25 protein-coding genes, 1 tRNA gene and 1 pseudogene are annotated in these 24,851 nt (G+C 59.1%); 13 read left to right on the plus strand and 14 right to left on the minus strand.

What is annotated here, in order from left to right; all coding sequences use genetic code 11:
- Window positions 1-53 precede the first annotated feature (53 nt).
- The 6 genes from ACSHXH_RS09380 to ACSHXH_RS09405 all read right to left on the minus strand — a co-directional run bounded on the left by ACSHXH_RS09380 (window position 54) and on the right by ACSHXH_RS09405 (window position 5,684).
- Window positions 54-662, minus strand: a complete 609-nt coding sequence (locus ACSHXH_RS09380; protein ID WP_435671520.1) for a hypothetical protein — start codon at window positions 660-662, stop codon at window positions 54-56.
- Between the two features lie 14 nt (window positions 663-676).
- Window positions 677-1,105: a VOC family protein gene (locus ACSHXH_RS09385; protein ID WP_435671521.1), complete on the minus strand. Its 429-nt coding sequence runs from the start codon at window positions 1,103-1,105 to the stop codon at window positions 677-679.
- Window positions 1,084-2,091 (minus strand): ester cyclase, encoded by a 1,008-nt coding sequence (locus ACSHXH_RS09390; RefSeq protein WP_435671522.1) that lies wholly within the window; start codon window positions 2,089-2,091, stop codon window positions 1,084-1,086. The genes ACSHXH_RS09385 and ACSHXH_RS09390 overlap by 22 nt, the downstream gene beginning before the upstream one ends.
- A 115-nt stretch (window positions 2,092-2,206) precedes the next feature.
- Complete coding sequence (gene hisD / locus ACSHXH_RS09395) at window positions 2,207-3,532, minus strand: histidinol dehydrogenase (RefSeq protein ID WP_435671523.1); 1,326 nt, start codon at window positions 3,530-3,532, stop codon at window positions 2,207-2,209.
- A 93-nt stretch (window positions 3,533-3,625) separates the two neighbouring features.
- Window positions 3,626-4,366 (minus strand): alpha/beta hydrolase, encoded by a 741-nt coding sequence (locus ACSHXH_RS09400; protein ID WP_435671524.1) that lies wholly within the window; start codon window positions 4,364-4,366, stop codon window positions 3,626-3,628.
- Between the two features lie 70 nt (window positions 4,367-4,436).
- Entirely contained in the window at window positions 4,437-5,684 is a 1,248-nt protein-coding gene (locus ACSHXH_RS09405) for an MFS transporter (RefSeq protein WP_435671525.1), read from the minus strand.
- A gap of 166 nt (window positions 5,685-5,850) precedes the next feature.
- Here ACSHXH_RS09405 and ACSHXH_RS09410 point away from each other — a divergent pair, with 166 nt between their 5' ends.
- Genes ACSHXH_RS09410 through ACSHXH_RS09420 form a run of 3 tightly spaced genes read left to right on the plus strand, consistent with a single transcriptional unit; the run spans window position 5,851 to window position 7,442 of the window.
- Complete coding sequence (locus ACSHXH_RS09410; protein ID WP_435671526.1) at window positions 5,851-6,594, plus strand: ArsR/SmtB family transcription factor; 744 nt, start codon at window positions 5,851-5,853, stop codon at window positions 6,592-6,594.
- Window positions 6,595-6,606: 12 nt separating this feature from the next.
- Window positions 6,607-7,065: an SRPBCC domain-containing protein gene (locus ACSHXH_RS09415; RefSeq protein WP_435671527.1), complete on the plus strand. Its 459-nt coding sequence runs from the start codon at window positions 6,607-6,609 to the stop codon at window positions 7,063-7,065.
- A complete protein-coding gene (locus ACSHXH_RS09420) occupies window positions 7,062-7,442 on the plus strand; it encodes an MAPEG family protein (protein WP_435671528.1) in 381 nt (126 codons plus the stop codon). The genes ACSHXH_RS09415 and ACSHXH_RS09420 overlap by 4 nt, the downstream gene beginning before the upstream one ends.
- Before the next feature lie 73 nt (window positions 7,443-7,515).
- On the opposite strand, the gene ACSHXH_RS09425 is transcribed toward ACSHXH_RS09420, so the two are convergent.
- Window positions 7,516-7,761 (minus strand): hypothetical protein, encoded by a 246-nt coding sequence (locus ACSHXH_RS09425; RefSeq protein ID WP_435671529.1) that lies wholly within the window; start codon window positions 7,759-7,761, stop codon window positions 7,516-7,518.
- A gap of 308 nt (window positions 7,762-8,069) precedes the next feature.
- Here ACSHXH_RS09425 and thrS point away from each other — a divergent pair, with 308 nt between their 5' ends.
- From thrS to ygfZ, 6 genes are all read left to right on the plus strand, one after another.
- Window positions 8,070-10,049 carry a threonine--tRNA ligase gene (gene thrS, locus ACSHXH_RS09430; RefSeq protein ID WP_435671530.1) on the plus strand — a complete coding sequence of 660 codons (1,980 nt, stop codon included), beginning with the start codon at window positions 8,070-8,072 and terminating at the stop codon, window positions 10,047-10,049.
- 231 nt (window positions 10,050-10,280) lie between these two features.
- The gene (locus tag ACSHXH_RS09435) at window positions 10,281-10,571 is read left to right on the plus strand and encodes a BufA1 family periplasmic bufferin-type metallophore (RefSeq protein ID WP_435671531.1); all 291 of its coding nucleotides are present in this window, start codon (window positions 10,281-10,283) and stop codon (window positions 10,569-10,571) included.
- Between the two features lie 98 nt (window positions 10,572-10,669).
- Entirely contained in the window at window positions 10,670-11,527 is an 858-nt protein-coding gene (gene bufB, locus ACSHXH_RS09440) for an MNIO family bufferin maturase (protein WP_435671532.1), read from the plus strand.
- Window positions 11,524-12,258, plus strand: a complete 735-nt coding sequence (locus ACSHXH_RS09445) for an HvfC/BufC family peptide modification chaperone (protein ID WP_435671533.1) — start codon at window positions 11,524-11,526, stop codon at window positions 12,256-12,258. The genes bufB and ACSHXH_RS09445 overlap by 4 nt, the downstream gene beginning before the upstream one ends.
- Before the next feature lie 26 nt (window positions 12,259-12,284).
- Window positions 12,285-12,857, plus strand: a complete 573-nt coding sequence (locus tag ACSHXH_RS09450) for a DoxX family protein (protein ID WP_435671534.1) — start codon at window positions 12,285-12,287, stop codon at window positions 12,855-12,857.
- A gap of 59 nt (window positions 12,858-12,916) precedes the next feature.
- Complete coding sequence (ygfZ, locus tag ACSHXH_RS09455; protein ID WP_435671535.1) at window positions 12,917-13,657, plus strand: CAF17-like 4Fe-4S cluster assembly/insertion protein YgfZ; 741 nt, start codon at window positions 12,917-12,919, stop codon at window positions 13,655-13,657.
- A gap of 153 nt (window positions 13,658-13,810) precedes the next feature.
- Here the strand turns inward: ygfZ and efp are convergent, their stop codons facing one another.
- Window positions 13,811-14,374: an elongation factor P gene (gene efp / locus ACSHXH_RS09460; protein WP_435671536.1), complete on the minus strand. Its 564-nt coding sequence runs from the start codon at window positions 14,372-14,374 to the stop codon at window positions 13,811-13,813.
- A gap of 215 nt (window positions 14,375-14,589) precedes the next feature.
- On the opposite strand from efp, the gene ACSHXH_RS09465 reads away from it, so the two are divergent.
- Window positions 14,590-14,913 carry a DUF6280 family protein gene (locus ACSHXH_RS09465; protein ID WP_435671537.1) on the plus strand — a complete coding sequence of 108 codons (324 nt, stop codon included), beginning with the start codon at window positions 14,590-14,592 and terminating at the stop codon, window positions 14,911-14,913.
- Between the two features lie 121 nt (window positions 14,914-15,034).
- Here ACSHXH_RS09465 and ACSHXH_RS09470 read toward each other — a convergent pair whose 3' ends face one another.
- The 3 genes from ACSHXH_RS09470 to ACSHXH_RS09480 all read right to left on the minus strand — a co-directional run bounded on the left by ACSHXH_RS09470 (window position 15,035) and on the right by ACSHXH_RS09480 (window position 18,395).
- A complete protein-coding gene (locus ACSHXH_RS09470) occupies window positions 15,035-16,210 on the minus strand; it encodes a hypothetical protein (protein ID WP_435671538.1) in 1,176 nt (391 codons plus the stop codon).
- Between the two features lie 69 nt (window positions 16,211-16,279).
- Window positions 16,280-17,677 carry a TolC family outer membrane protein gene (locus ACSHXH_RS09475; protein ID WP_435671539.1) on the minus strand — a complete coding sequence of 466 codons (1,398 nt, stop codon included), beginning with the start codon at window positions 17,675-17,677 and terminating at the stop codon, window positions 16,280-16,282.
- 64 nt (window positions 17,678-17,741) lie between these two features.
- Complete coding sequence (locus tag ACSHXH_RS09480; protein ID WP_435671540.1) at window positions 17,742-18,395, minus strand: protein-L-isoaspartate O-methyltransferase family protein; 654 nt, start codon at window positions 18,393-18,395, stop codon at window positions 17,742-17,744.
- A 162-nt stretch (window positions 18,396-18,557) separates the two neighbouring features.
- On the opposite strand from ACSHXH_RS09480, the gene ACSHXH_RS09485 reads away from it, so the two are divergent.
- Both ACSHXH_RS09485 and ACSHXH_RS09490 read left to right on the plus strand, forming a co-directional pair.
- Window positions 18,558-18,631: transfer RNA gene (locus tag ACSHXH_RS09485), tRNA-Cys, on the plus strand.
- Window positions 18,632-18,888: 257 nt separating this feature from the next.
- A pseudogene (locus tag ACSHXH_RS09490) lies at window positions 18,889-19,809 on the plus strand (integrase core domain-containing protein).
- Window positions 19,810-19,922: 113 nt separating this feature from the next.
- On the opposite strand, the gene ACSHXH_RS09495 reads toward ACSHXH_RS09490, so the two are convergent.
- The 3 genes from ACSHXH_RS09495 to ACSHXH_RS09505 are packed head-to-tail and all read right to left on the minus strand — an operon-like array spanning window position 19,923 to window position 24,228.
- A complete protein-coding gene (locus ACSHXH_RS09495; RefSeq protein ID WP_435671541.1) occupies window positions 19,923-21,155 on the minus strand; it encodes an efflux RND transporter periplasmic adaptor subunit in 1,233 nt (410 codons plus the stop codon).
- 5 nt (window positions 21,156-21,160) lie between these two features.
- Window positions 21,161-23,524 (minus strand): ABC transporter permease, encoded by a 2,364-nt coding sequence (locus ACSHXH_RS09500; RefSeq protein ID WP_435671542.1) that lies wholly within the window; start codon window positions 23,522-23,524, stop codon window positions 21,161-21,163.
- On the minus strand, window positions 23,521-24,228 hold the full coding sequence (locus tag ACSHXH_RS09505; protein WP_435671543.1) for an ABC transporter ATP-binding protein: 708 nt from the start codon (window positions 24,226-24,228) through the stop codon (window positions 23,521-23,523). The genes ACSHXH_RS09500 and ACSHXH_RS09505 overlap by 4 nt, the downstream gene beginning before the upstream one ends.
- Before the next feature lie 94 nt (window positions 24,229-24,322).
- Here ACSHXH_RS09505 and ACSHXH_RS09510 point away from each other — a divergent pair, with 94 nt between their 5' ends.
- Entirely contained in the window at window positions 24,323-24,799 is a 477-nt protein-coding gene (locus ACSHXH_RS09510) for a GbsR/MarR family transcriptional regulator (protein ID WP_435671544.1), read from the plus strand.
- Window positions 24,800-24,851: the final 52 nt, after the last annotated feature.

The raw sequence follows: 24,851 nt of genomic DNA on the forward strand, positions 1-24,851 counted from the left end.
TAGGTGTGCAAAGTCACGCTACCCCGCAGATCCACGCCTGTCCAGCCCCCGCTTTACGGATGGGCAATGCCCCGGAACGGCGGAAAATCCGCATAGCGGGTTGCGCGCTGATCACGCGGCTCAATCGGGGCCTGACCACCCCGGATCAAGGTGCCTTTCGGCCCAATATAGCTGTCGATGCGGCGCTGCGGCTTGGGCCGCCACGCAATGTTGAACGCGCAGAGCTTGGGAAAGAACCATGCTTCGGCAAAGGGCAGATGATCGTAAAGCCACCATGCCAGATCGCGCCAGTCGCGCCCCGCAGCATAGCGGTCCGCAAACCACGGGATCACGATGCTGGCCCCGGCAACCTCAACCTCGGGCAGATCCCAGATATGACATTCCAGCGGATAGTCATTTCGCGCGCAGTTCAGCCCGCGTTCATTGCCAAAGCGGTTGAGATCAGCCGACCGAAAGCCCGACCGCACCGCGATCCGGCCAAAGGTGTCCTGCAACGGATCAAGCAGCGTTTCACAAAACGCCCGCCCCCGCGCGATGGCCAGATCAGGGTGATCGGGAATGTTCTGAAGCGCGTGGAAATTCCCGATCTCGGAATAGAGAAACTCGCGCATGTAGAAATGCCGCGACAACCGGACCCGCCCAAGCGACTCAAGGCTCCACATGCTTTGCGGACGTCTCAATACCCGTTCCAACAAAACGCGCCATCGCCGTCGCGCAAGGGGGAAAACGGGTTATGCGCCACTTCCCAGATATGGCCTTCGGGGTCGCGGAAATAGCCATGATAGCCCCCCCAGAACACCTCTTGTGCCGGCTTCAGCACGGTGCCCCCTGCGGCCTCCACACGACCCATGACGTGATCAACACCGCCCCGGTCGCGTGTGTTATATCCCAAGGTCATGGCCCCATGCCCAAGCTGCGCCATATCTATCCCGATATCCTCGGCCAGCTTGGCGAGCGGATACAGCCCGAGTGTCTGGCCCAACAGATCATAGGCAATCACACCGTCCTGCGTCTCGACGCGCGCCCAGCCCAGCGCGTCGTAGAACGCCGCCGCCTTGTCCGCATCCTGCACGCCCAGCGTGATCAGCGATATCCTCGGCTCCATGCCAATTCCTCCATCCGGGACAACACATCCACACCAATTTGCGCGTAGAGATCCAAAAGGTCCACAAGAACCCAATTCTCGCGGATGCGCCCGGTGTCCAGACGCCAGAAATCAAGGCTTCGCAATGTGATCTTCTGACCCGTGGGCGGCAGGCCAAGCCATCCACCGCCAGACAATGTTTGCTGCATGTTGGGCCAGCCGGTCACCCCGACACAAGCCCCCTCTGCCATGAAGTGGTGATGCGTGCCGACCGGGTGCTGCCCCCGGTCCGGCATGGCGTTCAGAAACGGAATTTGGTGAAAGCGGCGAAACTCCTCTGCCCCTTGTGCCGTGCCGATGCCCGCAGGCCCGTACCACATGAAATCCGGATGCCAGTACCGGTCAAGCTCCATAATCTCGGGCCCACCCTGCGACGGATGCCGTATCATCGCTGTCAGCATGGCGATCACATGGGCCGCACTGGCCTCGGACAATGCGGGGTCATGCGGGCCAAGACCATCGCGCGTCATCGGAGCAGGCGCAGGGCCGAACCGGCCAAGTTGCGGGACCATTGGCCAGACCCCCGACTGCATCATCATTTCGGGGATGTCCCAGATCGCCTGCATCTCAACGCACGCGTTGCCGTCGATGCGGTAAAATTCATGAAACCGCATGGCAGCACTGCGCCCCGTGGCCGGAATACCCAGCCACGGCTCAAGCCACCGCCCGGCATAGTGACCACCCGACCCGACCCAAAGCGCTCCATCAGCGTCAAAACCTGCTATTCGGATAAACTCCCGCCGCGCCAGATCCGGGATCGCCGCCTGCAATGGTGCCAATGCCCCTTGCACGAATGCCTCTGCACCCCACAGATCCCCAAACGGGTGACACATCCGAAACAGGGCAGCCGGAGCAACCACTCCCAAGGCCTCTGCCACACGCTCGCCCTGCTGCATCGCCCCAAACACGGGGGCCATCACCGAATGTGCATGCCGGATGTCAGACATCACGTTCCCCTGTTTCTCTGGTTTTCAAATATCCCGGGGGTTTGGGGGCAGAGCCCCCAAGTGTTTCCATGAACGGAAACATCCGATGCGTCGTCGCATCGGCACCCGCCAATAATCACTCCGCCGCGTCGCGGTACGGCGCGGCTTCGCCATAGGGCACATTCACCCCCCCATAGCGCCGCACCCGTACGTTGCATTGCTCGGCATGCCCGACAAACCCTTCCAGCATACACAGCCGCGAGCCATATTCGCCGATCAGCGTCGCCGCCTCATCCGTGGTGATTTTCTGATAGCTGTGGGTTTTCAGGAACTTGCCGACCCAGAGCCCACCCGTATACCGCCCCGCCTTCTTAGTGGGCAGCGTGTGGTTGGTCCCAATCACCTTGTCGCCATTCGACACATTGGTCCGCGCCCCAAGGAACAGCGCGCCGTAGCAGGTCATATGCTCCAGATACCAATCATCCCGGTCCGTCATCACCTGCACATGCTCGGACGCGATGTCATTGGCCACAGCCAGCATCTCGTCATGATCGGCGCACAGGATCACCTCGCCATAGTCGCGCCAGCTCACCGACGCGGTGTCGGCGGTGGGCAGAATGGTCAGCAGCCTGTCGATCTCGACCAAGGTCTCCTCGGCCAGCCTGCGCGAATGGGTGACCAGTACCGCAGGCGAGTTATAGCCATGCTCGGCCTGCCCCAGAAGATCCGTGGCGCAGATCTCGGCATCCACCGTGTCGTCGGCAATCACCATCGTCTCGGTCGGGCCGGCGAACAGATCAATCCCGACACGCCCGAACAACTGCCGCTTGGCCTCGGCCACAAAGGCATTGCCCGGACCAACAAGCATGTGCACCGGGTCAATCGTCTCGGTCCCAATCGCCATCGCGCCCACAGCCTGAATGCCGCCCAGCACATAAATCTCGTGCGCGCCGCCCAGGTGCATCGCGGCGATCACCGCCGGATTGGGCTTGCCCTGCCACGGAGGCGTGCAGGCAATGATGCGCGGCACCCCCGCGACCGAGGCTGTGGCAACCGACATATGCGCAGACGCCACCATCGGGAACTTGCCGCCGGGCACATAGCAGCCCACCGATTGCACGGGGATGTTCTTGTGGCCAAGGATCACGCCCGGCAGTGTCTCAACCTCGATATCCAGCATCGAGTCGCGCTGCGCCTGCGCGAAATTCCGCACCTGTTCCTGCGCGAATTTGATGTCGGCCAATTCGCGCGGTGTCAGCTCTGCGATCAGCGCGTCGATTTCGTCTGGCGTCAGGCGAAAGCTGTCGGGCGTATAGTTATCGAACTTCGCTGCCAGATCGCGGACCGCGGCGTCGCCACGCGCTTGGATGTCGGCCAGCGTCGCCTCGACCACCGCGCGGGTCTTGGCGTCGTCTTCGGCACGTTCAGTTTCGGGTTTTCCCCGCTTGAGATATTCGGCCATTTGCGCCTCCCCCAGTTCATGTATCCGAGATCAGCATACCGGTGCGCGCCCGCCTCTCAAGCGGTTTTTGCATACGCATGCAAAAACGACTTTTCAACCCAGCACATCAAGGATCGCGTCTTCGATCTGACGCAGGTTTTGCGGCTCTGAAAACCGGTGATCTGCGCCTTTGACCAGGGTCAGGCGAATGTCCGGCCCGTCGATATGATCCAGCAGCCGCAGCGCCGTTTCGCGGGTGACCGCGCTGTCTTTGGTCCCTTGAATCAGGCGCACAGGGTACGGCATGTGCAAGGGCGTGCGCAGGACCAGATGTTTGCGCCCGTCTTCGATAAGACGGCGGGTGACGATATAGGGATCGTCATAATCGGAGGGCAACGCGACCTTGCCGTCTTCCATGACGGCGCGGCGCTGGTCTTCCGAAAACCCTGCCCAGAACCCATCTTCGGTGAAATCGGGCGCAGCGGCGATACCGACAAAGCCCACCACATTGTGCAGCCGTTGCGCCATCAGGCAGGCGATCCAGCCGCCCATCGACGAGCCCACCAGAACCACTGGCCCGTCGCATGTCGCCTCGATCACCGCCTGCGCATCCCGTGCCCAATCGCCGATGCAGCCATCCTCGAACACACCGCCCGACACACCATGGCCGGAATAGTCGAACCTCAGGAACGCCCGCCCTTCGAGTTTTGCCCATCTCTCGAGATGCACCGCCTTGGTGCCCTCCATGTCAGACTTATAGCCCGACAGGAACACGATGGTCGGCCCATCACCTTCGGTCTTGGCATAGGCCAGCCTGTGCCCGTTTGGCCCGTCAATCTGCTGAGTGGATGTCACATCTGCCCCCGTCCTTTGGTTGCGCAATTTTACGCAAAGCGCGCCGGAACCCAAGAGGCGATAGCGCAGCCTAGCCCGTTTCAACCTCGTCCAGCCACAAAGCCAGCACCCCGCCGATCAGTGACAGTGCGGCAAACCCGGTGAGCGAGGCCACGGGCCCAACCAATGCCAGCAGACCGCCGAATGCTCCAACGATGAGCAGCACACCCCCGATCGCAGTGTTGGCCAAGGCGGCATAGGCGGCGCGGGCATCCTTGGGCGACATATCCACCAGATAGACCGACCGTGCCGACCGTACGCCTTGATAGGACAGCATAAAGAAGAACAAAATCGCCGGGATCAGCCAAGGCGCGTGCGTCCATCCGGTCACGTCCGACAGGACCGCCAGCGCGGCAAACGCCGATGCCAGCAGCCCCGACAGGCACAGCACCTTGCGCGACGACCGGTCTGACAAGCGTCCCCAGACATACGATCCGGCAAAGGCCGCCGCAGCTGACGCCAAAAGCAACGCGCCCAACCCGTTCAACGCCGATTGCCCGCCAGCCAACATGACAAAATAGGGCGGGGCCAATGCGGTCACCGTCAACAGTCCGCGCACCAAGATGAACAGGCGAAATTGGCGGTCCTCCCATAGTGGACTCAGATCAAGCCTGCCGCGCGCGCTGTCATCTGATGCCATTTCCTCTAGCCCCGAGAACAGAGCAGCCGCGCACACCCACAACAGCCCGGCAAGACCGATGGCACCCACGACCGGGGTCACATCACGCAACAGCCCAGACATCAGAAAACCCGCAAAGCCCAACACCGCCACCGACGCGACCGATCCGGCCAGACCGGTCACTGCACCGCGCCGGGTGGTCGGCACTGTTTTGCCAAGAATGTCCTTATAGCTGACCGAACACGCCGCGCGCGACAGCGCCAGCACCGCCAAGGCCCCGCATAGGGCGATGCCCGCCGTTGTGCCTTCCATCGTCACTGCGATCCCAACAATGGTCATCGCGGCAATGCCTTGCCCGACCGAGCCCGCAACCCGCGCCCATTTGCGCTGCGCCATCGCCTGAACCCAGCGCGCAAGCACGATCTGCGGCAACAGCGCGCCCGCCTCGCGGATCGGCACCAGCAGCCCGGTCAGCGCGGGAGGCGCTCCAAGCGCCCCGGCAAGCCAGCTCAGGACAAGTTTCGGATCAATCAGGCCGTCGGCCACCTTGGTCATCGAAAGGCTGGCCATATGGCGAAGACCGTTTCTCGCCTCACGATCCCGAACCTTCTCCTCAGCGCCTGTGATGTCTTCATAGGCTTCGATAATGGGGCGGCTCATGGGGTGATTCCTGTGACAGTGCTCGTCCAGACATGAACGCCCGGAGCGTGCAGAGGTTCCAAAAACCACCAATTCGACATCTAAATCATGCGCTTGCAAGTCTGACATTTGCCCCATTAAGTTACCCTATTGTCACGTTACTAAAGAATCACATATAGTCGACCTTATGGATATGATCTTCAAAGCCCTCAACGATCCCGCCCGCCGTGCACTGTTGGACAGCTTGCGGCGCAAGGACGGACAGTCGCTCAGTGAACTGGAAGAGCAGCTCGACATGAGCCGGTTTGGCGTGATGAAACACCTCAAGGTTCTCGAAGACGCCCATCTTGTCATTCCGCGCAAACAGGGACGGTTCAAATATCATTACCTGAACGCCCTGCCGTTGCAGGAGATGCTCGACCGCTGGGTCGCGCCGTTCCTGCGACCGCAAACGCAAATGATGAGTGACCTTAAATTACGATTGGAAAGAGAGACCAGTATGGGAAAACCCGATTTCCTGATGCAGACGTTCATCCGCTGTACGCAAAATGCCCTTTGGGACGCGTTGACCAAAGCCGACCAGATGGCCGCCTATCACTTTATGTGCAACGAAGTGCGCGGCAATGCCAAGCCTGACAATGTGACCGAATTCATCATGCCAGATGGCAGTCCAATGTTGCGGCAGGTCACCACCGAATTGGACCCGAAAACCCGCATCGCCATGACGTTCGAGCCCTTGTTCATGGGGCCAAACGCCCCCGCCTCACACATGGTCTATCTCATTGAGCCGCAGGGCGAGACCTGCAAGCTTACCATTGAGCACTATGACCTCGCACTGGGACAGGACGGTTTTGCCGAAGGCTGGGCGCGCCTCGCAGCGTCGCTCAAATCCTATCTTGAAACCGGCACCGCCCTGAAAATGGCAAGTTGAAGGGGCACGGCGATGACCAAACCCGACTTCATGATGCAAACCTATATCCGCTGCACGCAGGATGCGCTTTGGGATGCGCTGACTTCGGCTGAGGCGGTGGCCAATTACGACTTTCTTGGTCAGACCGCACGACGCGAAGGCGAAACGCTGATCTATGCAACTCCGGATGGTTTCGAAACGTTGCACACACGGGAAATCACCCTTGACCCCAAGTCGCGCATCGTCACCACGTTTGAGCCGAAATGGGAACCCAACGCGCAAACCAGCGAGGTGACTTATCTTATCGACGTGGAAGGCGAGTATTGCCGTCTCACGGTTGAACATCGTGGACTTGCGAATGACCCAGATGGCGGGACGGCAGACGGATGGGTGCGCACCCTCGCGGGGCTCAAGACATGGCTCGAAACAGGGGAACCGATGAATTTTGGCGGCGATCACCTATGGGATGAACACGAAGGAAGCGCACCATGACCTTTCCGACTGAACTGGGCATCCTCACCTGTCTGATGATCCTCGCGGCATCGCTCTGGATTCCGTATATTGTCGGCGTCAACAGGTACGAAGTTGCCGGGGCCGAAGACCCTTTTGTTCGCCCCACAGCGCTGGACCAGTTTCCGGCATGGGTTCATCGGGCACATCGGGCGCATCTCAACCTGCTGGAACAGGCGCTGCCCTTTTCCGTCCTGGTTTTGATTTTGCAGAGCCTTGATGGCTTTACGGCTCTTACCTATTGGACCGCCATCGCGTTTTTTTGGGTGCGGGTACTGCATGCAGCGGGGATGATCTCTGGCATCGCACGGATGCCGATCCGGCCAGTCCTGTTCATGACAGGCTGGGTGTGCGTCTGATCATGGCCTACGCGGTTTTTGCCGCGCAGGTCTGAACGCAGCTTCGGGGGTGGGCAAACCTGCCCACCCGACTTTATCCAGAAACGTAGGCACCGGTTTTGGGCCGATAAAAGTTCTTTTGGTTGTGCAACCGCCCCAACAGGTCATTGATGCGCTTCATCGACGCGTCAACATCGCGCGTGCTTTCGCAGGGCTGCAAGGGATCGGCGTCTTGGGCGATCACAGCGGTGTTCAAAGACCGCTTGGTGGTGCGCAGCGCATCTTCGATCAGCTCCATGTCGTCGACGGTCAGTTCGAAATTCGTATTGTATCCGGGCATTGCCTGCTCCCTCGTGTCGGATGACGACTCAAAGTTTCCGATAGTGGAATGTCGGTGTAGATATCAATTCGGTCGCTTTCGTCCATAGCGAAACGCACCGGCAACACGCTGATTTGAAACGAAATTCAATAATACATTTGTATACAGCGGGCAAAACTCTGCTGTTAGCGCCCAAACTGGCCGCGTGACCCGTCGCTTTGCGGGACACGCGGCTTGACGCGCCCTGCCCCCCCTGCCAAAAGCCGCGTACACATTATAACCCGCAACCGGGCGTTCCGTTGGCGCCAAACTGACGAGGAGCATGGCCGATGAGCCAGATTTCCCTGACCTTCCCCGATGGCACTGCACGCGACTACGCGGCTGGGATCACCCCTGCCGAAGTCGCCGAAAGCATTTCCAAATCCCTGTCCAAGAAAGCGATCTCTGCAACCGTGAATGGGACGCATTGGGATCTGCAATGGCCAATCCCTGCCGATAGCAGCATCGCTATCAACACCATGGCCGATGACGCGCCCGCGCTTGAGCTGATCCGGCACGATTTGGCGCACATCATGGCCCGCGCGGTGCAAGAGCTGTACCCGGACGTCAAGGTCACCATCGGCCCGGTGCGCGACAACGGCTGGTTCTACGATTTCGACCGTAAGGAACCGTTCACACCCGAAGACCTTGGCGCCATCGAAAAGCGGATGAAAGACATCATCAACGCCCGCGATACCGTCCGGACCGAGCTGTGGTCACGCGACAAGGTGCGCCAGCATTACACCGACGCGGGCGAGCCTTATAAGGTCGAGATCCTGGACCGCATCCCCGAGGGCGAAGACATCCGCATGTATTGGCATGGTGACTGGATGGATCTGTGCCGGGGTCCGCACCTTGCCCATACCGGTCAGGTGCCGGCCGACGCGTTCAAGCTGATGAATGTCTCCGCCGCCTATTTCCTTGGCGACAACACCCGTCCAATGCTGCAACGCATCTACGGTGTGGCGTTCAAGAACCGCGACGACCTCAAGAAATACCTCACCTTCCTCGAAGAAGCGGAAAAGCGCGATCACCGCCGCTTGGGCCGCGAAATGAACCTGTTTCACATGCAGGAAGAGGCCCCCGGCCAAGTGTTCTGGCATCCAAATGGCTGGACGGTCTATACCTTGCTGCAAGACTACATGCGCCGCAAACAACGTGTTGGTGGCTATCAAGAGATCAACACCCCGCAGGTCGTGGACCGCAAACTCTGGGAGGCCTCGGGCCACTGGGAGAAGTACCAGCACCACATGTTCCTTGTCGAAGTCGACGAAAGCCGCGACGGCGAGAACGACGATGCCAGCGCCAAAAACAAGGACCACACCCGGATCAACGCCCTCAAGCCGATGAACTGCCCCTGTCACGTGCAGGTGTTCAACCAAGGTTTGAAATCTTACCGTGATCTGCCGCTGCGGCTTGCCGAATTTGGGTCATGTGCACGGTTCGAGCCGTCGGGCGCATTACACGGGATCATGCGCGTGCGCGGCTTTACCCAAGACGATGCACATATCTTCTGTACCGAAGACCAGATCGAGGAAGAATGCGCGCGCTTCATTGACTTCCTTGCCAACGTCTACAGTGAACTCGGGTTCGGCGAATTCGAAATCCGTTTTGCCACCCGCCCCGACAAACGCGTGGGCAGCGATGAAAGCTGGGACTATGTCGAGGGCGCGCTGGAAAGCGCGATCAAGGCTGTGGGCCGCAATTACACGCTTGAGCCGGGTGACGGTGCGTTTTACGGACCCAAGCTTGATTTCTACCTGACAGATGCGATTGGCCGGGTCTGGCAATGCGGCACCTTCCAGGTTGATCCAAACCTGCCCGAACGGCTTGGCGCAAGCTATGTCGGCCAGAACGGCGAACGTCACCGTCCCTTTATGCTGCACCGCGCCTGCCTTGGATCATTTGAGCGGTTCATTGGAATCCTGATCGAGAACTGGGAAGGCAAACTGCCCTTCTGGCTGGCCCCGCGTCAGGTGGTCGTTGCCTCGATCGTGTCTGAGGCGGATGAGTATGTTCACGAGGTGGTCGCAGCACTGACCAAGGCGGGCGTCCGCGCCGAAGCCGATATTCGCAATGAAAAGATCAACTACAAAGTCCGCGAACACTCTGTCGGCAAGGTGCCTGTGATTCTTGCCATCGGCCACCGCGAGGTCGAAGAGCGCACCGTGACGCTGCGCCGTCTGGGAGAGAAGCAAACCTCTGTAACATCGCTGGCGGATATCGTGAGTAGCCTCGGAAAAGAGGCAACACCGCCCGATCTTTTGTAACATTCCCCCGCTGGAAGTTTTCTCAAAGGCCTCGTATTGTTACGAGGCCTTTTTTATTTTCCTGAAAACAAAAGGAAAAATCCTGACAAAACACTCACCAACCATAACGCACGCGTGAAGCACACCGCCGTGAATAGCCCGAATGACCGTCAACGGGCATTGTTGAGACATCGGTTCGGCAGTCGCTGTGCCGACCCAGTTAACAAATCAGTAACCAAAGGGACCATTCTTATGTCTAATGCCATCAAGACCGTCGCACTTGTCGGTGCCATCGCTGCCAGCTTCGCCGCACACACAACGACAGCCACCGCACAAGCCAAAGAAAAGTGCTTTGGTGTTTCGCTCGCTGGCGAAAACGATTGCGCCGCTGGCCCAGGTACAACCTGCGCCGGTTCCTCGACTGTCGATTACCAGGGCAACGCCTGGAAGCTTGTTGACGCAGGCACATGCGTGACCATGGAAAAAGACGGCAGCCGTATGGGATCGCTCGAAGCGCTCGACCGCGACCTGCCGCAGGGCTAAGCTTTGACACCGGGGGTGGACAGTTTTTGTCCACCCTTCCCCACAGCCTGACGGTCGGCAGTCCTGCCCACCATATCCGAACCAACACCAAGGCAGCCATGCCCGACGCAACACACAGTTTTCCGCATCTGCCCGCCCTGCCCGGTGTCGGGTACAAGGCGCAGCATTTCACCAACATCATGAACGACCCGTCCCCGGTGGGCTGGCTCGAAATTCATGCCGAAAACTACATGGGTGACGGTGGCCGTCCTTTAGCGCAGCTGCGGGTGCTGGCAGAACGCTTCCCCATATCGGTGCACGGCGTCGGCCTGTCGATCGGCGGCGAAGGCCGTCTTGATCCAGACCACCTCGCGCGGCTCAAACACTTGTGCGACTGGCTTAATCCGGCCAGCTTTTCCGAACATCTGGCATGGTCCACCCATGACAGCCATTTCCTGAACGACCTGCTGCCCCTGCCTTACACCGATGCCACACTGGGTCGCGTCGCCGATCATATCGACGAAGTCCAAGGGATGCTGGGCCGTCGGATGCTGCTGGAAAACCCGTCCTCTTATCTTGCCTTTGCCGAAAGCACCTATTCCGAGACCGACTTTCTGGCCGAGATCGTGCGCCGCACAGGCTGTGGCCTGCTGCTTGATGTGAACAACGTTTTCGTGTCCGCGACCAATCTCGACTATTCGCCGCAAGGTTATGTCGACGCCTATCCACTTGACGCTGTTGGTGAAATCCATCTGGGTGGCCATGACGAGGACGAAGACGATCACGGCGCACCTTTGCTGATCGACAGCCATGGCCGCGAGGCTGTGGACCCGGTCTGGTCGCTTCTCGATTATACGCTGGCAAAATCAGGGCCCAAACCCGTGCTGGTGGAATGGGACACCGATGTCCCCGACTGGCCAGTCCTGGCAGACGAGGCGCGGCGCGCGGACACCGCTTTGACCCGCGTGCTGGCATGATCAGTCAAACCAGTTTTCACGCGGGCTTGCTCAACCCAGCCTACCCGGTGCCCGACGGTCTGACCGACGGCCACAACCGCCCCGCCGGACGCCGCTACGGTGTCTACCGTAACAACGTCACCGTGTCCTTGCGAGATGCGTTGGCGGCGGGGTTTCCATCCATTGTCGGCCTGATCGGCCGCGAGAATTTTGACCATGTTGCGCGCGCCTTCCTGCGCCAGTCACCGCCAGTGTCCCCCTTGATGATGCATTACGGGGCAGAGTTTCCGGCCTTTCTTGGCACAGTCGAACAGCTTGCCCACCTGACCTATCTGACAGATGTCGCCCGGATCGACGTGGCCATGCGCCAAAGCTACCACGCCGCGGACAGCGCTGGGATCGACCCCACCGCGCTGCAAGCGCTGGACGAAGATACGTTGCTGGCCACGCGGTTCGCCTTTGCGCCGTCGATGATCCTGCTGCGGTCGCCCAAGCCCATCGGGTCGATCTGGCACTACACGCTGCGGAATGGCGACAAACCGATTGAGGCCGCCGAAGACGTCCTGATCCTGCGGGCTGAATTCGACCCGGAACCTGTGATCCTTGGCCCCGGTGCTGCGGATATCCTGACGGCGTTGCAGACCGGCACCCCCTTTGGTGCAGCCCTTGATGCCGCGGATGACCGCTTTGATCTTGCCGCACTTCTGAATGTCTTGCTGTCACACGGCGCGATAACTGACCTGAACCATTAACGAAAAATTAACCGGAAAGACCGCCCATGGACCGTATTGCCTTTCTTCATTCCTCTGTCTTTTCTTCCGTCGAACGGTCTATGGACGGTCTGCTGCCCCTCTTGGCGCGGTTCGTGTTTGCGGCGACCCTGCTGATGTATTTCTGGGGATCGGCCATGACGAAACTGGGCGACGGAATCCTGGGGATCTTTCTTCCCTCGACCGGAGCCTATGCACAGATCTTCCCCAAACAGATGGAAGCGGTGGTTTTCGATGTGTCACAGCTTGGCATCTTCCATTGGGCGGTGGTGGTCGCGGGCACGTGGGCGGAATTCATCCTGCCGCTGCTGATCGTGATCGGGCTGTTCACCCGGCTGGCCGCCCTTGGCATGATCGGGTTTGTGGTCGTGCAATCCCTGACCGACCTCTACGGTCACGGCGGGATCGCCCATGCCGAGACCTTGGGCGCGTGGTTTGACCGTGTATCAGACAGCGTTATCCTCGATCAACGCGCGTTCTGGATGCTGGTGCTGGTGACGTTGGTGATCAAGGGCGCAGGCGCACTGTCGTTGGACCGCATCCTGTCGCGGCAGGTTTTGGGCGCCTCCGCCGCTGCCTGACCCCTTGCACATGTGCCCCTAACCTATATCTGTGACGCAGGTATAGTTGCGGAGGCGACATGGCAGATCGGACCATTCTACGGATCAGCGGCGCGGATGCGCGTCACTTCCTGCAAGGGCTTGTGACCAATGACGTAGAGCGTCTGGATCAGGGGCTTGTCTATGCGGCCATGTTGACACCGCAGGGCAAGTATCGCGCTGATTTCTTTATTGTCCCCATGGGGACAGATATCCTTTTGGATGTCGATGCAGCGCTCGCTCCAGGCCTGAAACAAGCACTGACGATGTATAAACTGCGCTCTGCCGTTGAGATCGACGAGACGGATCTTACCGTCGCGCGCGGTCTTGGCCCTGTGCCGGACGGGGCCTATGCCGATCCGCGCGATCCAACAATGGGATGGCGCGCCTATGACGGCCGACAGGGCGATGCGGATGTCGACTGGGACGCAGTGCGCGTTGCGGCAATCGTGCCCGAAAGCGGCGTGGAACTGACGGCAGACAGCTTTATACTTGAAATGGGGTTTGAACGCTTGCACGGCGTTGATTTCCGCAAGGGCTGCTATGTCGGTCAGGAAGTGACCGCGCGGATGAAGCACAAGACAGAGCTGCGCAAAGGTTTGGCGCAGGTGGACATGTCCGCGCCTGTTCCGGTGGGAACAGAAATCCTGGTCGGTGAAAAGTCAGCGGGCACCGTGTTCACACAAGCCCAAGGGCACGGGCTGGCCTATCTGCGGTTCGACCGGGCCACCGGCGACATGAGCGCGGGCGACGCAGAGGTGCGGCTGACCCAGAAGGGATAGGCCGCGCGACATTGACCCATCGTCGACCTTTGGACACGCCATGTCCCCACGCCGGCATACACCAGCAAAAAGGCCCCCTGATGAACGTCAGGAGGCCTTTTGTCATTTCTAAATATGCGAAACTTTGAGAGACGTCTCAGCCAAGTCCCACGATCAGGCGCGTTCTGAATATTCCATCGTTTCGGTGTTCACGATGATCAACTCATCCTGGCCCACGAAAGGCGGCACCATGACCTTGACCCCGTTATCAAGGATCGCCGGTTTAAAGCTGTTGGCGGCGGTCTGGCCTTTGACGACCGGTTCGGTCTCTTCGATCTTACAGGTCACTTTCTGCGGCAGCGTCGCGTTCAGCGCCTCGGCTTCGTGGAATTCCACGAGAATGGTCATACCATCTTGCAGGAAAGGACGACGTTCGCCCAGAATATCCGCGGGCAATTCAACCTGATCGTAGGTTTCGGTGTCCATGAAAGTCAGCATGCCATCGGTTTCATACAGAAACTGCATGTCCTTCTGTTCCAGCCGGACGCGTTCAACCTTGTCCGCCGAACGGAAGCGTTCGTTGAGCTTGGACCCGTTGCGCAGGTTCTTCATCTCGACCTGTGCAAAGGCCCCGCCTTTGCCGGGTTTGACATGGTCGACTTTGACTGCGGCCCAAAGACCGCCATTATGCTCCAGCACGTTACCGGGGCGAATCTCGTTTCCGTTGATCTTTGGCATGGCAAAACTTTGGCAAAAGGTTGATGGATTTGTGAGCGTCCCTATATCTTGCTGATGACACGCTGTCCAGACAACCAGATATCGTGGCATACCCCTAAAAAGCTATGCGTTTTGTGCATAAAAGGTATGCAATTATAGGGTATCCGAATCGACTGGAATACGCCATAACGAGCTTCACGCCGGAAAACACAAGAGCAATAATCACAGGACGGATCATGAAAGATTTCGTTGACGGTACCGCGTTCAACGCAGAGCAAGGCAATCGCGCACGCAAACTGTTTGCTGCCGTGGTGCTTGCCGCATTGGACGATGCGATTGCAGACGACAAGAAATATGGCAACGGGCCAGAACAAATCGCCCGCTGGGCGCGTTCGCGCGACGGGCGCGAAGTTCTGAGTTGTGCCGGGATCGACCCCAATGAACGGGTTGTTTCCGGGCTGATGGACTTTGTGGGCAAAGGTGTTCGTACCTCGGTTGCGCTGTCGCGCGAAGAAAGCGAACGTCGCAATGCTGCCTCGCAACAGGCCGAAGCTGCTTAAGACTTTGACGTAATAATGCTGCTATTAGAAAGCGCGCCCCTTGGGGCGTGTTTTCTATTTTACGCACTCATTTTGAATCAAATATTTGGCTACAACGGCTTTGCAGCCTAAGCCACGGGCATCAGTCGAACTGCTGCGAAATCAGCATGCGGTGGATCTCGCGGCGCACGAGTTTGCGCACATTGCGTGTGATCCGTTCGCCCAGCGCGCCCTGAAGCTCCTGACGTACAATCTCACTGATCAAGGCGCGCAACATATCTTCGTCAAGATCAAGCGTGGTTGCGTCGTCGTGCACCGCTGACGGCAGCGGAGCATCCAACGCAACTGGTTCTGGCACCGTCTCTGTGACAGGATCAACGGAGAGGTCCATTTTCTGCGCGTCCGGCGTCTGTAACTTTGGCCAGGCATCCTGCGCATGCAGGACGTTTGACGGCGCAGACATGTCTTCGTCCTCGACATGTTCGAACGGCGCAGCATCGGGCCACTCCATCGGTTCGGACGCAGCGGCCAGATCATCGGCATCCGGGCGGTCGCGCTCTTCTTCGAATTCTTCGGTATCGCGGGCGACAAGCCTGCCAAGGGCCGCCACCTTGTCTTCCAGAGTCAAAAGCGGTGCCGGTTCGGGATCGGCAAAGATGATTGGTTCAGCATAGGCAGATTCGTCTTCGTGAACATCGACGGCCACATGGTCATCGACCGGACCGGTGGACGCGTCAGGGACAGAATCCGGCACATTGTCTTGCCCCACCGGGATGCCCGTCAGCGCGGCCCAGTCTTCTTCAAAGCTTTCATATGTCTTGGCAGATGCCTCTTCGTCGTCGGCCTGCGAGGCGACCTGTGCACCCTCCTGCCCAGAGCCCAGGGCTGCCGTGACCTCTTGTTCGATCAAGCGGTTCAACGCGCCCCGCGATGCAATGTCTTCACCTTCAGGCTGTTCCTGCTTTGGCAACGCGGCCTCGCCCCGCGCCTCATCTGCGACCAAATCGTCAATATCCGGGAATGCACCTTCGACATTGCCGAACTCTGCAAGGCGTGCCGTCCCCGGAATATCTTCGATCGCGCGTTCGCCGACCTGAACCGGAATGTCGACAATCGGTTGAGTGAGCAACACTGGCTTTGACACGGGCTGTTGCGGCGGTGGCACATCGTCCTTGACCCGTTGCGCCGGGGTCAAAACCAATCTGCCCGGTTTTTCCGGTTTCGGCGCAACCGGCGCCGCGCGCGCATCCTCGGACACAAGTTTACGAATAGACGACAATACGTCTTCTATTTCCACGTTTTTCACCGGGTCAGACATGGTTCACCACTGCTACCTCTGCAACAGAGTAGCTTGGCCAAGCGTTTCGCACAACAGATGAGGCAAAACTTAGTTTTTTCCGAGTGACTCTAGAACACGATCAAGCTGCTGGCCTTGCTTGCTTTTCTGCGCGGGGCCATCCTTAACCAAGTTATAGTAGCTGACTGGATCATATTGCTGAACGTTGAGGCGCAGATCCGTGGCCGTCAGACGCCCCAATGTTGACAGGACGCGGTAGGCAGCGATGCTTTCATCCACCTCGGCGGAAATGCGCGCCGACCGGGCATTCAGCAGTTCTTGCTCTGCGTTCAGCACATCAAGCGTCGTCCGTGCCCCCAAAGCGGCTTCTTCACGGACACCGCGAAATGCGACGGTCGCGGCACGGACCTGACGATCCGAGGACTCAAGGCTGGCTTGCGCGATTCGCAATTGCGCATAGGCGTTACCGACGTTCTGCGACACTTGATCGACCACTTGATGAAGCTGTCCGCGCGAGCTGTCGCGGTTGGCCATGGCCTGCCGGACCAAGGATGTCAGACGCCCCCCTTGGTAGATTGGCCCGCCCACTTCGACACCGATGGTGCCACCACGCGTGAACCGGTCCGTGTCGGCCCCTTCGGTCAGGCTCAGACGCCCAGCAAGACGAACCGAGGGCTTCATCGCCGCTTCGGCGCGCAAAATGTTGAGTTCGGCTGCGGCCACCTGATGTTGGACCGACTTCACCTGCGGATGGTTGCGAACAGCAATCGATTTGGCTGCATCCACTGACGCGGGCAAATCCGGCAAGCTGCGCACCGGCTCCAACGCGCCTGGCAGCCGCCCGACCACGGCCAGATATTGTTCGCGGGCCACGGTCAACGCGCCTTCGGCGGCGGCCAATTGGCTCCGCGCGGCGGCAAGACGGGCTTCGGCCAGAGAGGTGTCGGTGCGGGTGACTTCGCCCACTTCGAACCGTTCCTGCGCGGCGCGCAATTCCTGAGCAATCAGACGGACGTTGTTTTCACGCAGTGCCACGTTTTCAATGGCGCGGCGCACTTCGAGAAAGGCTTCCACGGCAGACAAAAGCACCTGCTGTTCCACCGAAACAAGTTGCTGACGCGTGCCAAGCACCGCTTCTTTTGCGGTCCCGATGGACAGTTTGCTTTGTCCATTGTCAAACAGCGTCAGTTCCGCATTCAGGCTGGCCGACACCGTGTTGGACACGGTATCGACGATGGTGTTGGCGGTTGACGCGCTGCGGGTGGTGCCGAATTGGCGGGTCGCGTCGGCGGACCACGAAATCACAGGGCGCAGGGCGGCCATGGATTGCGCCACATCTTCGTCTGCTGCGCGCAACACGGCGCGGTTCTGTTCAAGAAGTCCGCTGGTATTGTAGGCACCAATCATGGCATCGGCCAACGTTTCAGCCTTTGCCATGGGTGCGGAAACCGCAAGGCCCAGCGCAACTGCCAACGCCGTCAATTTCATCCGTTTCGCCATTCCTGCTGTCTCCCAAAGACCGGTCGGTGTGTGTCTACGCGGTATCGCGGCCCTAGAGTGCGAATGCCACGTCTTTTGCAAATCCCGGCAGTACCGGAGCGGATGCGTTGAACGCAAAACGCCAGCTGATGTCACCATCGATCTTGTAACCGATTCTGACAACGCCCAGCGCACCTTCCATGAAGACGCAGCCGATGCGCCCACCTTCTTTGATCTGGGATATCAGACTGTCCGGCACCTGTTCCACCGCACCTTGAATAAGGATCGCGTCATATGGCCCATGCTGTGCCGCGCCATCAGTCAACGGCCCGGCATGAACAACAACATTGTCCGCGCCCTGGTCCGACAGGATAGATTGTGCCTCTTCGGCCAGCGCCGCGTCTTCTTCGACCGCGATCACCGCTTCTGCCATCCGCGCCACAACCGCCGATGAATACCCATAGCCCGCACCAATATCGAGAACGAGCTCGTCACCTTCGATGTTCAATGCATCCAGAAGCTTGCCCAAGGTGCGCGGCTCAAGCACCACACGGCCCGGCGCGATCAATATATTTTCGCTGATATAGGCCGCCTCAGCCTGTTCGCGCGGCACATATAATTCGCGCGGCACGGACAGCATCGCGTCGATGATCGGAAACTTGGTCACATCGGAAGGACGCACCTGCGTGTCGACCATCATGGTCCTGCGGGCAGAAAAGTCTGTCATGGGCTAAACTCATCCGTTCAGTTCGCTCGGGGACTTCTGCCATAGCTGACGGCTTTCAGCAATGCGCAGAACGCGCAAAATACTGCCACACGCCAAAGCGTGATGCACCCCCGATATCCGCTTGACGCGCCTTGGCCGACCGCCTAATCACACGTCCAATCCGGCGAGTTGGCGGAGTGGTTACGCAGCGGATTGCAAATCCGTGTACAGGAGTTCGATTCTCCTACTCGCCTCCATTTACTTTCAGTGGCTTAGCAGAATTCAGTCAACCTGGCTGACGCGAGACTAAACAAATGTCTAAACATTCTGCTTTTGTTCCATTCCGGTTCCGGTGATCAAAACCCACCCCTTGGGTGCGCTAAAGTGCTGTTGAGCGCATGGCGTTACGCATCTCAGGTTCTGAGCAATCCATCCGGCACACACCTCGTTCACTAGGGTGTTTGATCCCATGGTTTGATGGTGCGATTCTTTCTCAGGAATGGAAGAAAGCATTATGGGACGAGTTCGTTATGGGAGCGCCACGCCCACGCACGCCGCTAGAGCTGCGATACAGCGATCGCAAGCTTCGCTCGCGTAGCTGAACTAGGTGCTGGGCATCAATCCCAAGACCTGCGCGAAATGGCGCAGCGGGCGACTGTGGAGGACTTGAAGACTGGTCCGCGGGAGCCGCGTTCGACCGTTTTCACCGAAGCGGAGGAGGCCATGGTTGTCGCATTCCGGCGTCATTCGCTAATGTCGTTGGATGAATGCGCTCGGCGCTACATCGATGCCTGCAACGGCATGGCATTTCTCGGTTGCCTGATGTTGAGGGCGACAAACCAAAGCGCCAGAAGTTCAAGCGCTACCCTATCGGCTTCTTCCATATCGACATCGCCAACGTGCAGACCGCCGAGGGGAAGCTGTTCTTGTTCGTCGGCATCGACCGCACGAGCAAGTTTGCCGTGACCCAGTTGGTCGATAAGGCAGATAGGAAGACGGCCTGGGAGTTCCTGCAGCACATGCTCAAAGCCATTCCGTATCAGGTCCACACCGTTCTCACCAACAACGGCATTCAGTTCGCCGAGCAGCGATGGAACCAGAATACCATCTATCCAAGCCCATGCGCTTTGACATGATCTGTGAGACAAATGAGATCGAGCACCGACTGACCAAGCCAAACCATCCGTGGACCAATGGCCAGGTCGAACGAATGAACCGCACGATCAAGGACGCGACGGTCAAGCGTTTCCACTACGATGACCACGACCAGCTGCTCACCCATTTGGCGGACTTCATGGCAGCCTACAACTTCGCCCCCAGGCTCAAAACTCTCAGCGGTCTCGTGCCTCACGAATACATCTGCAAGATCTGGACTTCAGAGCCAGACAGATTCATCCTAAATCCGATCCACCAGATGCCGGGATTGAACACTTAGGTCACTGGATCTGCCGTCTGATAGTCGCGGTCGTTGGGCCCGAAATCGCCGAATTGGAGCGGTTGTCGCGCTCAATCTAATTGCTAACGGGTTTGGATGTGCCGATTGCCAACCTAGTTTATGATCCGCTCCGCGACACTCATGCCTTCGGACAGGCCGGAGGAAGGATAGAGGACCACGCGGTCATTTTCCATCAAACCGTCCATGGCCTGTGCTTCAATACCGTTGTTGGGGCCGATCTGGATGGAGCGCAGCTGGGCCGTTCCATCAACCACAACGAACACCGCCCACGCATCGTGACTTCTGAACAGGGCGCTGGAAGGGACGATCAGGGTGTCTTCCGCCTGCCAAACCACAATCTGCGTTTCCACACGGAACCCATGGCCCAAACCGGCATAGTCGCTTGACGGGCTGGAAAAAGCGATCACGGCATTGACCCGCTGTTCTTCTACCCCGAGGGCCGAGAATTGCGTGACCCCGAACGGGTCCACACGGTCCACCTCGCCAGTCAGTTCTGTGGGACCGCCCCAATCCCCGATGATCACCGGGTCACCAACGGCGACCTGCACCGCATCTGTTGACAGGAGTTCGACAACAACTTCCAGATCGCTCTCGATATTGCCAATTTCCATAATCGGCGCGCCCGCCGGCAAAGTTGTTTCGCTTTGTTGGATGACCCTTAAAACGCGGCCTTCGGCGGGGGCGTGAATCGGAATGTCATCGGACATAGGACGCATTGCGGCGGCCAGTCCGCGATCATCAAAGCCGATCAGCTGCGCTTGGGCATTGGTGATTTCCGCTTCGCGCATAGAAATTGCGGCTTCGGCAGTGTCGACATTGGCCTGTGCAACGCGTGATCTTTGGCGGGCGCTGTCCAACGCAGCGGCACTGGAAATACCCCGCTCAACCAATTGTTCGGTGCGGCCCAGTTCGGTTTGCGCCAGATCACGGTTGGCAAGAGCCGCGTTCAGATCAGCACGGGCCACGCGCAATGCGGCTTGGGACGCATCGACGACGGCCTGTGCCTGTTCGCGTGTCCGCACATCCAACGCAGCAGGATTGGTCGGGCGCATGTGGGCCACGATGGTCTCGCCACGTACAACGGGATCGCCGGGTTGAACGCTGACGCGCTGCAACTGTCCTGCAACAGGCGTGGACACGATATAGGCATCACGCACACGGGTGCGGCCTTCCTCGTCGATGGTCAGTTGCATGGTGCCAACGCGCACCGAGCCCATGTCCACCATCGTCGGCTTAGGCCAAAACGCCACCGTCAATGCGCCACCAACCAGCAGCACAGTTCCGGCGGTCAGGATCAGGCGGGATCGTTTCTTTGCTTTGGCCATAACGGCTACTCCCTCGTTTTCAGGGCGGAAACCAGTTCGGCCCTGTCAATATCACGTTTCACCAGCCAACCAGAGGTCACGGCGGCCCCCAAAACCACCAAGGCGGCGAAGCCATAGCTGGCGGGGTCGAAAATAGCAGGTATCTGGTAAAGCTCGCTTGAGAAGCCTGCGGCAATGCCGAAGGACAGGTAGTAGCCCATGAGGCAGCCAATCGGCAGGGCGATCAGAGTCACGATGGCCAGTTCGCCCAGCAACACGAAGGCCGCTTCGCCCTTGGTAAATCCGATCACCCGCAGGCTTGCCAGATCGCGCGAGCGTTCGGCATAGGCAATGCGCGCGGCGTTGTAGACGATGCCAAAGGTGATCACGAAGGCGATGGCCCCCATAACATAGCGGATGGCACCCGCTCCGGTGTTCATCAGGGTCTGGAAAGCTATTTCCGCCTGAGATTTCAGGCTGACGCCCGCAACGGTCGGCATGTCTTGCAGGGCGGTGTAAATGTCGGTCGCGTAAGCCTCGTCAATCGACAAATAGGCACCCGAGACGCGGTTTGGTTCGCGCAGCGCGCGATTGAGCGCGGCAAGGTCCATATAAGATGGCGACCCCAGCAGGCTTTCGGCCACGGCGGTGACGGGAATCTGCAAGTTTGGCTGGCGTCCTGTCCGCACTTCGAGCGTCAGCACGTCGCCCGGTTGAATATCCAGTTTTGTGGCGAGCGCAGTCGACAACACAATCCCGCCACCCTCCAGCGAGATTTCGGCCAAATCCGCATCCAACGCACGGCTCAGACGGGCATCGGGGGCAAGCCCACTGACAACACCGCGATGGGTGGCAAGCCCGTTGCGCAGCACAGCAGGCACATGGCGCACGGGCTCAACAAAAGCCACGCCTTCCATCCGACGCAATTCGAAAATCGTGGCCTCGGATGCCGCATGTGTAAAGCTTACGGTGACATCGCTGCGATCCACCACATTGAAGGTCAGATCAATCGTGCGGTCAAAGCCCGCGTATATCGTGATCATCGACACGCTCAGCGCCATGCCACAGGCGATACCAATCATCGCTCCTGCCATACGTCCAGGTTGCCGCGTGATCCGGCGTAAAACCATGCGCGATGGCTGATCGAGAAAGCGGTTCATCATGTGACCGAGGCGCCCTGTGCGGCTGTAATCGGCGGGGGCAGGTGCGCGCATGGCGGCGGCAGGCGTCAGGGCGAAGACGCTGCGCAACACCAGAAGGCCACCAGCAGAGGCCGACAGGATGCTGACGCCCACGCCCGTGACGAAGGACGCAGGATCAAGCTGGAACACCAGAAACGGGAACTTGAAATAGGCGACATACACTTGGATCAGCGCACGCCCGCCCGCGATGCCCATCAGGCATCCCGCCAGCGCGCCGCCGATGGCGATGGCCAGCACCAGTTTGAAGCAATGCACACCCACCTCCGAATTGGTATAGCCGAACGCTTTCATCAGCCCGATCTCCTCGCGCTCGGACTGCACCATTCGGTTGATCACGATGTAGAGAAGGAAGGCCGCGACAGCGAGGAAGATGGGCGGCACACCCAAGGCAGCGGCTTCCAGCCCGCCGATTTCCTCGCTCACAAGCTGGTTGGAGGCTTGATCTGCCAGTGGATAAGCACCGGTCCCGCCATACGGGTCAAGAATGCGGTCAACCGCGTCCAGAACTGCTGCCTCGTTTGCGCCGCGCGACAGGGACAGCAGCGCCTCGTTGAAAGCCCCGTCCATGTCATAGGCCGCCGCCAGCGCCGAGCGGCTCATCCAGATGACACCAAAACGGGCGTCGTCGGGGATCAATTCACCGGGGGCGGTCGTGTACAGAAATTCCGGTGCTTGCGCGAGGCCGACGACCTGAAAGCCGCGCCTTGCGCCGTTCATCGTGGCACTGATCTGGTCGCCGGGGCGAATACCATGGGCCTTGGCAAAGGCCTCTAGCAACATGATTTCATCCGAATGATCACTGTCGATCATCCGCCCATCGGTCAGGAACACGTCGTTTAAGCGCGGTGCGCGCAGATCAGGCAGGGACACAGCCTGCGCCTGCACAGGTAAATCAAAGTCGACCACATCAATGAGGGCAGCCCCGACCACGCGCGGCTCTACCGTGCTGACACCATCAATCGCCGCCAGCCGTGTTGCCAACCTATCCGGTGCGCGGGTGACGGGGGCAAACACCTCGGCCAAACGGTAGCGTTCGTAATAGGCGCTGCGGGTTTCGTTCAGAGACGTGACCAGCCCCGACATCATCACCAACATGCCGACGCCCACGGCAATCACCATGCCGATGGCAAAAGCCTGCCCCTTCATGCGCCACAAATCACGCAGGAGTTTATGATCAAGCGGGTTCACCAGTCGATCTCTTCGGGGGTGAGTTTCGTCTTATTCACGACGATTTCGCGGATGGCCCCATCGGCGAAATGGATCACACGGTCGGCCATGGCCGCTTGGGACGCGGCGTGGGTGACGATCAACACGGTCGCACCCAGCGTTTCGTTCACGTCTTTCAGCACATTCAGAACGGCGCGGCCTGTAGTGCTGTCGAGCGCGCCGGTTGGTTCATCGCAGAATAGCACAGTCGGGTTCTTCGCAACGGCGCGCGCAATCGCCACGCGCTGCTGTTCGCCACCCGAAAGCTGGGCTGGAAAATGATCGACCCGTTCGCGCAAGCCGACCATAGCAAGGGCTTCGTCGGGCTCCATCGGATCACGCGCAATCTCGGTCACAAGCTCGACGTTTTCGCGGGCGGTGAGGCTGGGCATCAGGTTGTAGAATTGAAAGACAAAGCCAACGTGGTCACGGCGATACATCGTCAGTTGCTTGTCGGTCATTTCTGACAGGTTCTGATCCTGAAAGAAGGCGTCCCCTTCAGTCGCGCGGTCCAAACCGCCGATGATATTCAGCAAAGTTGATTTTCCGCTCCCGGACGGTCCCAGCAAGACAACAATCTCGCCCTGCGGAATATCCAGATCAACGCCGCGTAGCGCATGAACAGCAGACCGCCCTTCACCATAAACTTTCGTGAGGCCCTTGGTTGAAAAGGTGGTCTTTATCATTGCGGCCTCATCGTTCATTTATAATTGAACATACTGGACAAATAAGGCGACCAACACTACTTTGTCAACATTGTGCGACACAAGGAGACGTAACGTGACGACCGCAGATCAGATCAAATCCGCCGCGTCCGCGCGCGCAGATTTCATCGAAAGAATTGGCATGATCGCACAATCGGAAGGGTTGCCGCGCATTGCAGGCCGTGTGTTGGCCATGCTGCTCTATGATGGCGAACGGGTCTCGTTCGGACATCTTGCGAAAGCGCTTCAAGTCAGTCGCGGCAGCATCAGTTCAAGTGTTCGAATGCTCGAAAGCCAACAGCTGATCAAACGTGTCGCCAAGGCAGGCGACAGGCAGGATTACTTTCAGGTGGTCGACAACGCGTTTGCAAACATGGTCGAGGCATCTGCCGCCCGGGCGCGTATGGCAGCCGCAGATATCGAAGACTCGTTGAATGACATTCCCGCGTCCGAAACAGGCCCACGTGAGCGCGTCGCCAGTTATGCGGCCTTCTACCGCGCGATGGACGACGGCCTGAAGGCGACCGCCGAAGCCCTTCGACGCAAGGACTAGGCGGTATCTCTGCGAGGAGATACAGACGACTACCCTACAAAGATAGCAGCCG

The sequence above is a fragment of the Marivita sp. genome (genome assembly GCF_051251565.1).
Classification (GTDB): domain Bacteria; phylum Pseudomonadota; class Alphaproteobacteria; order Rhodobacterales; family Rhodobacteraceae; genus Marivita.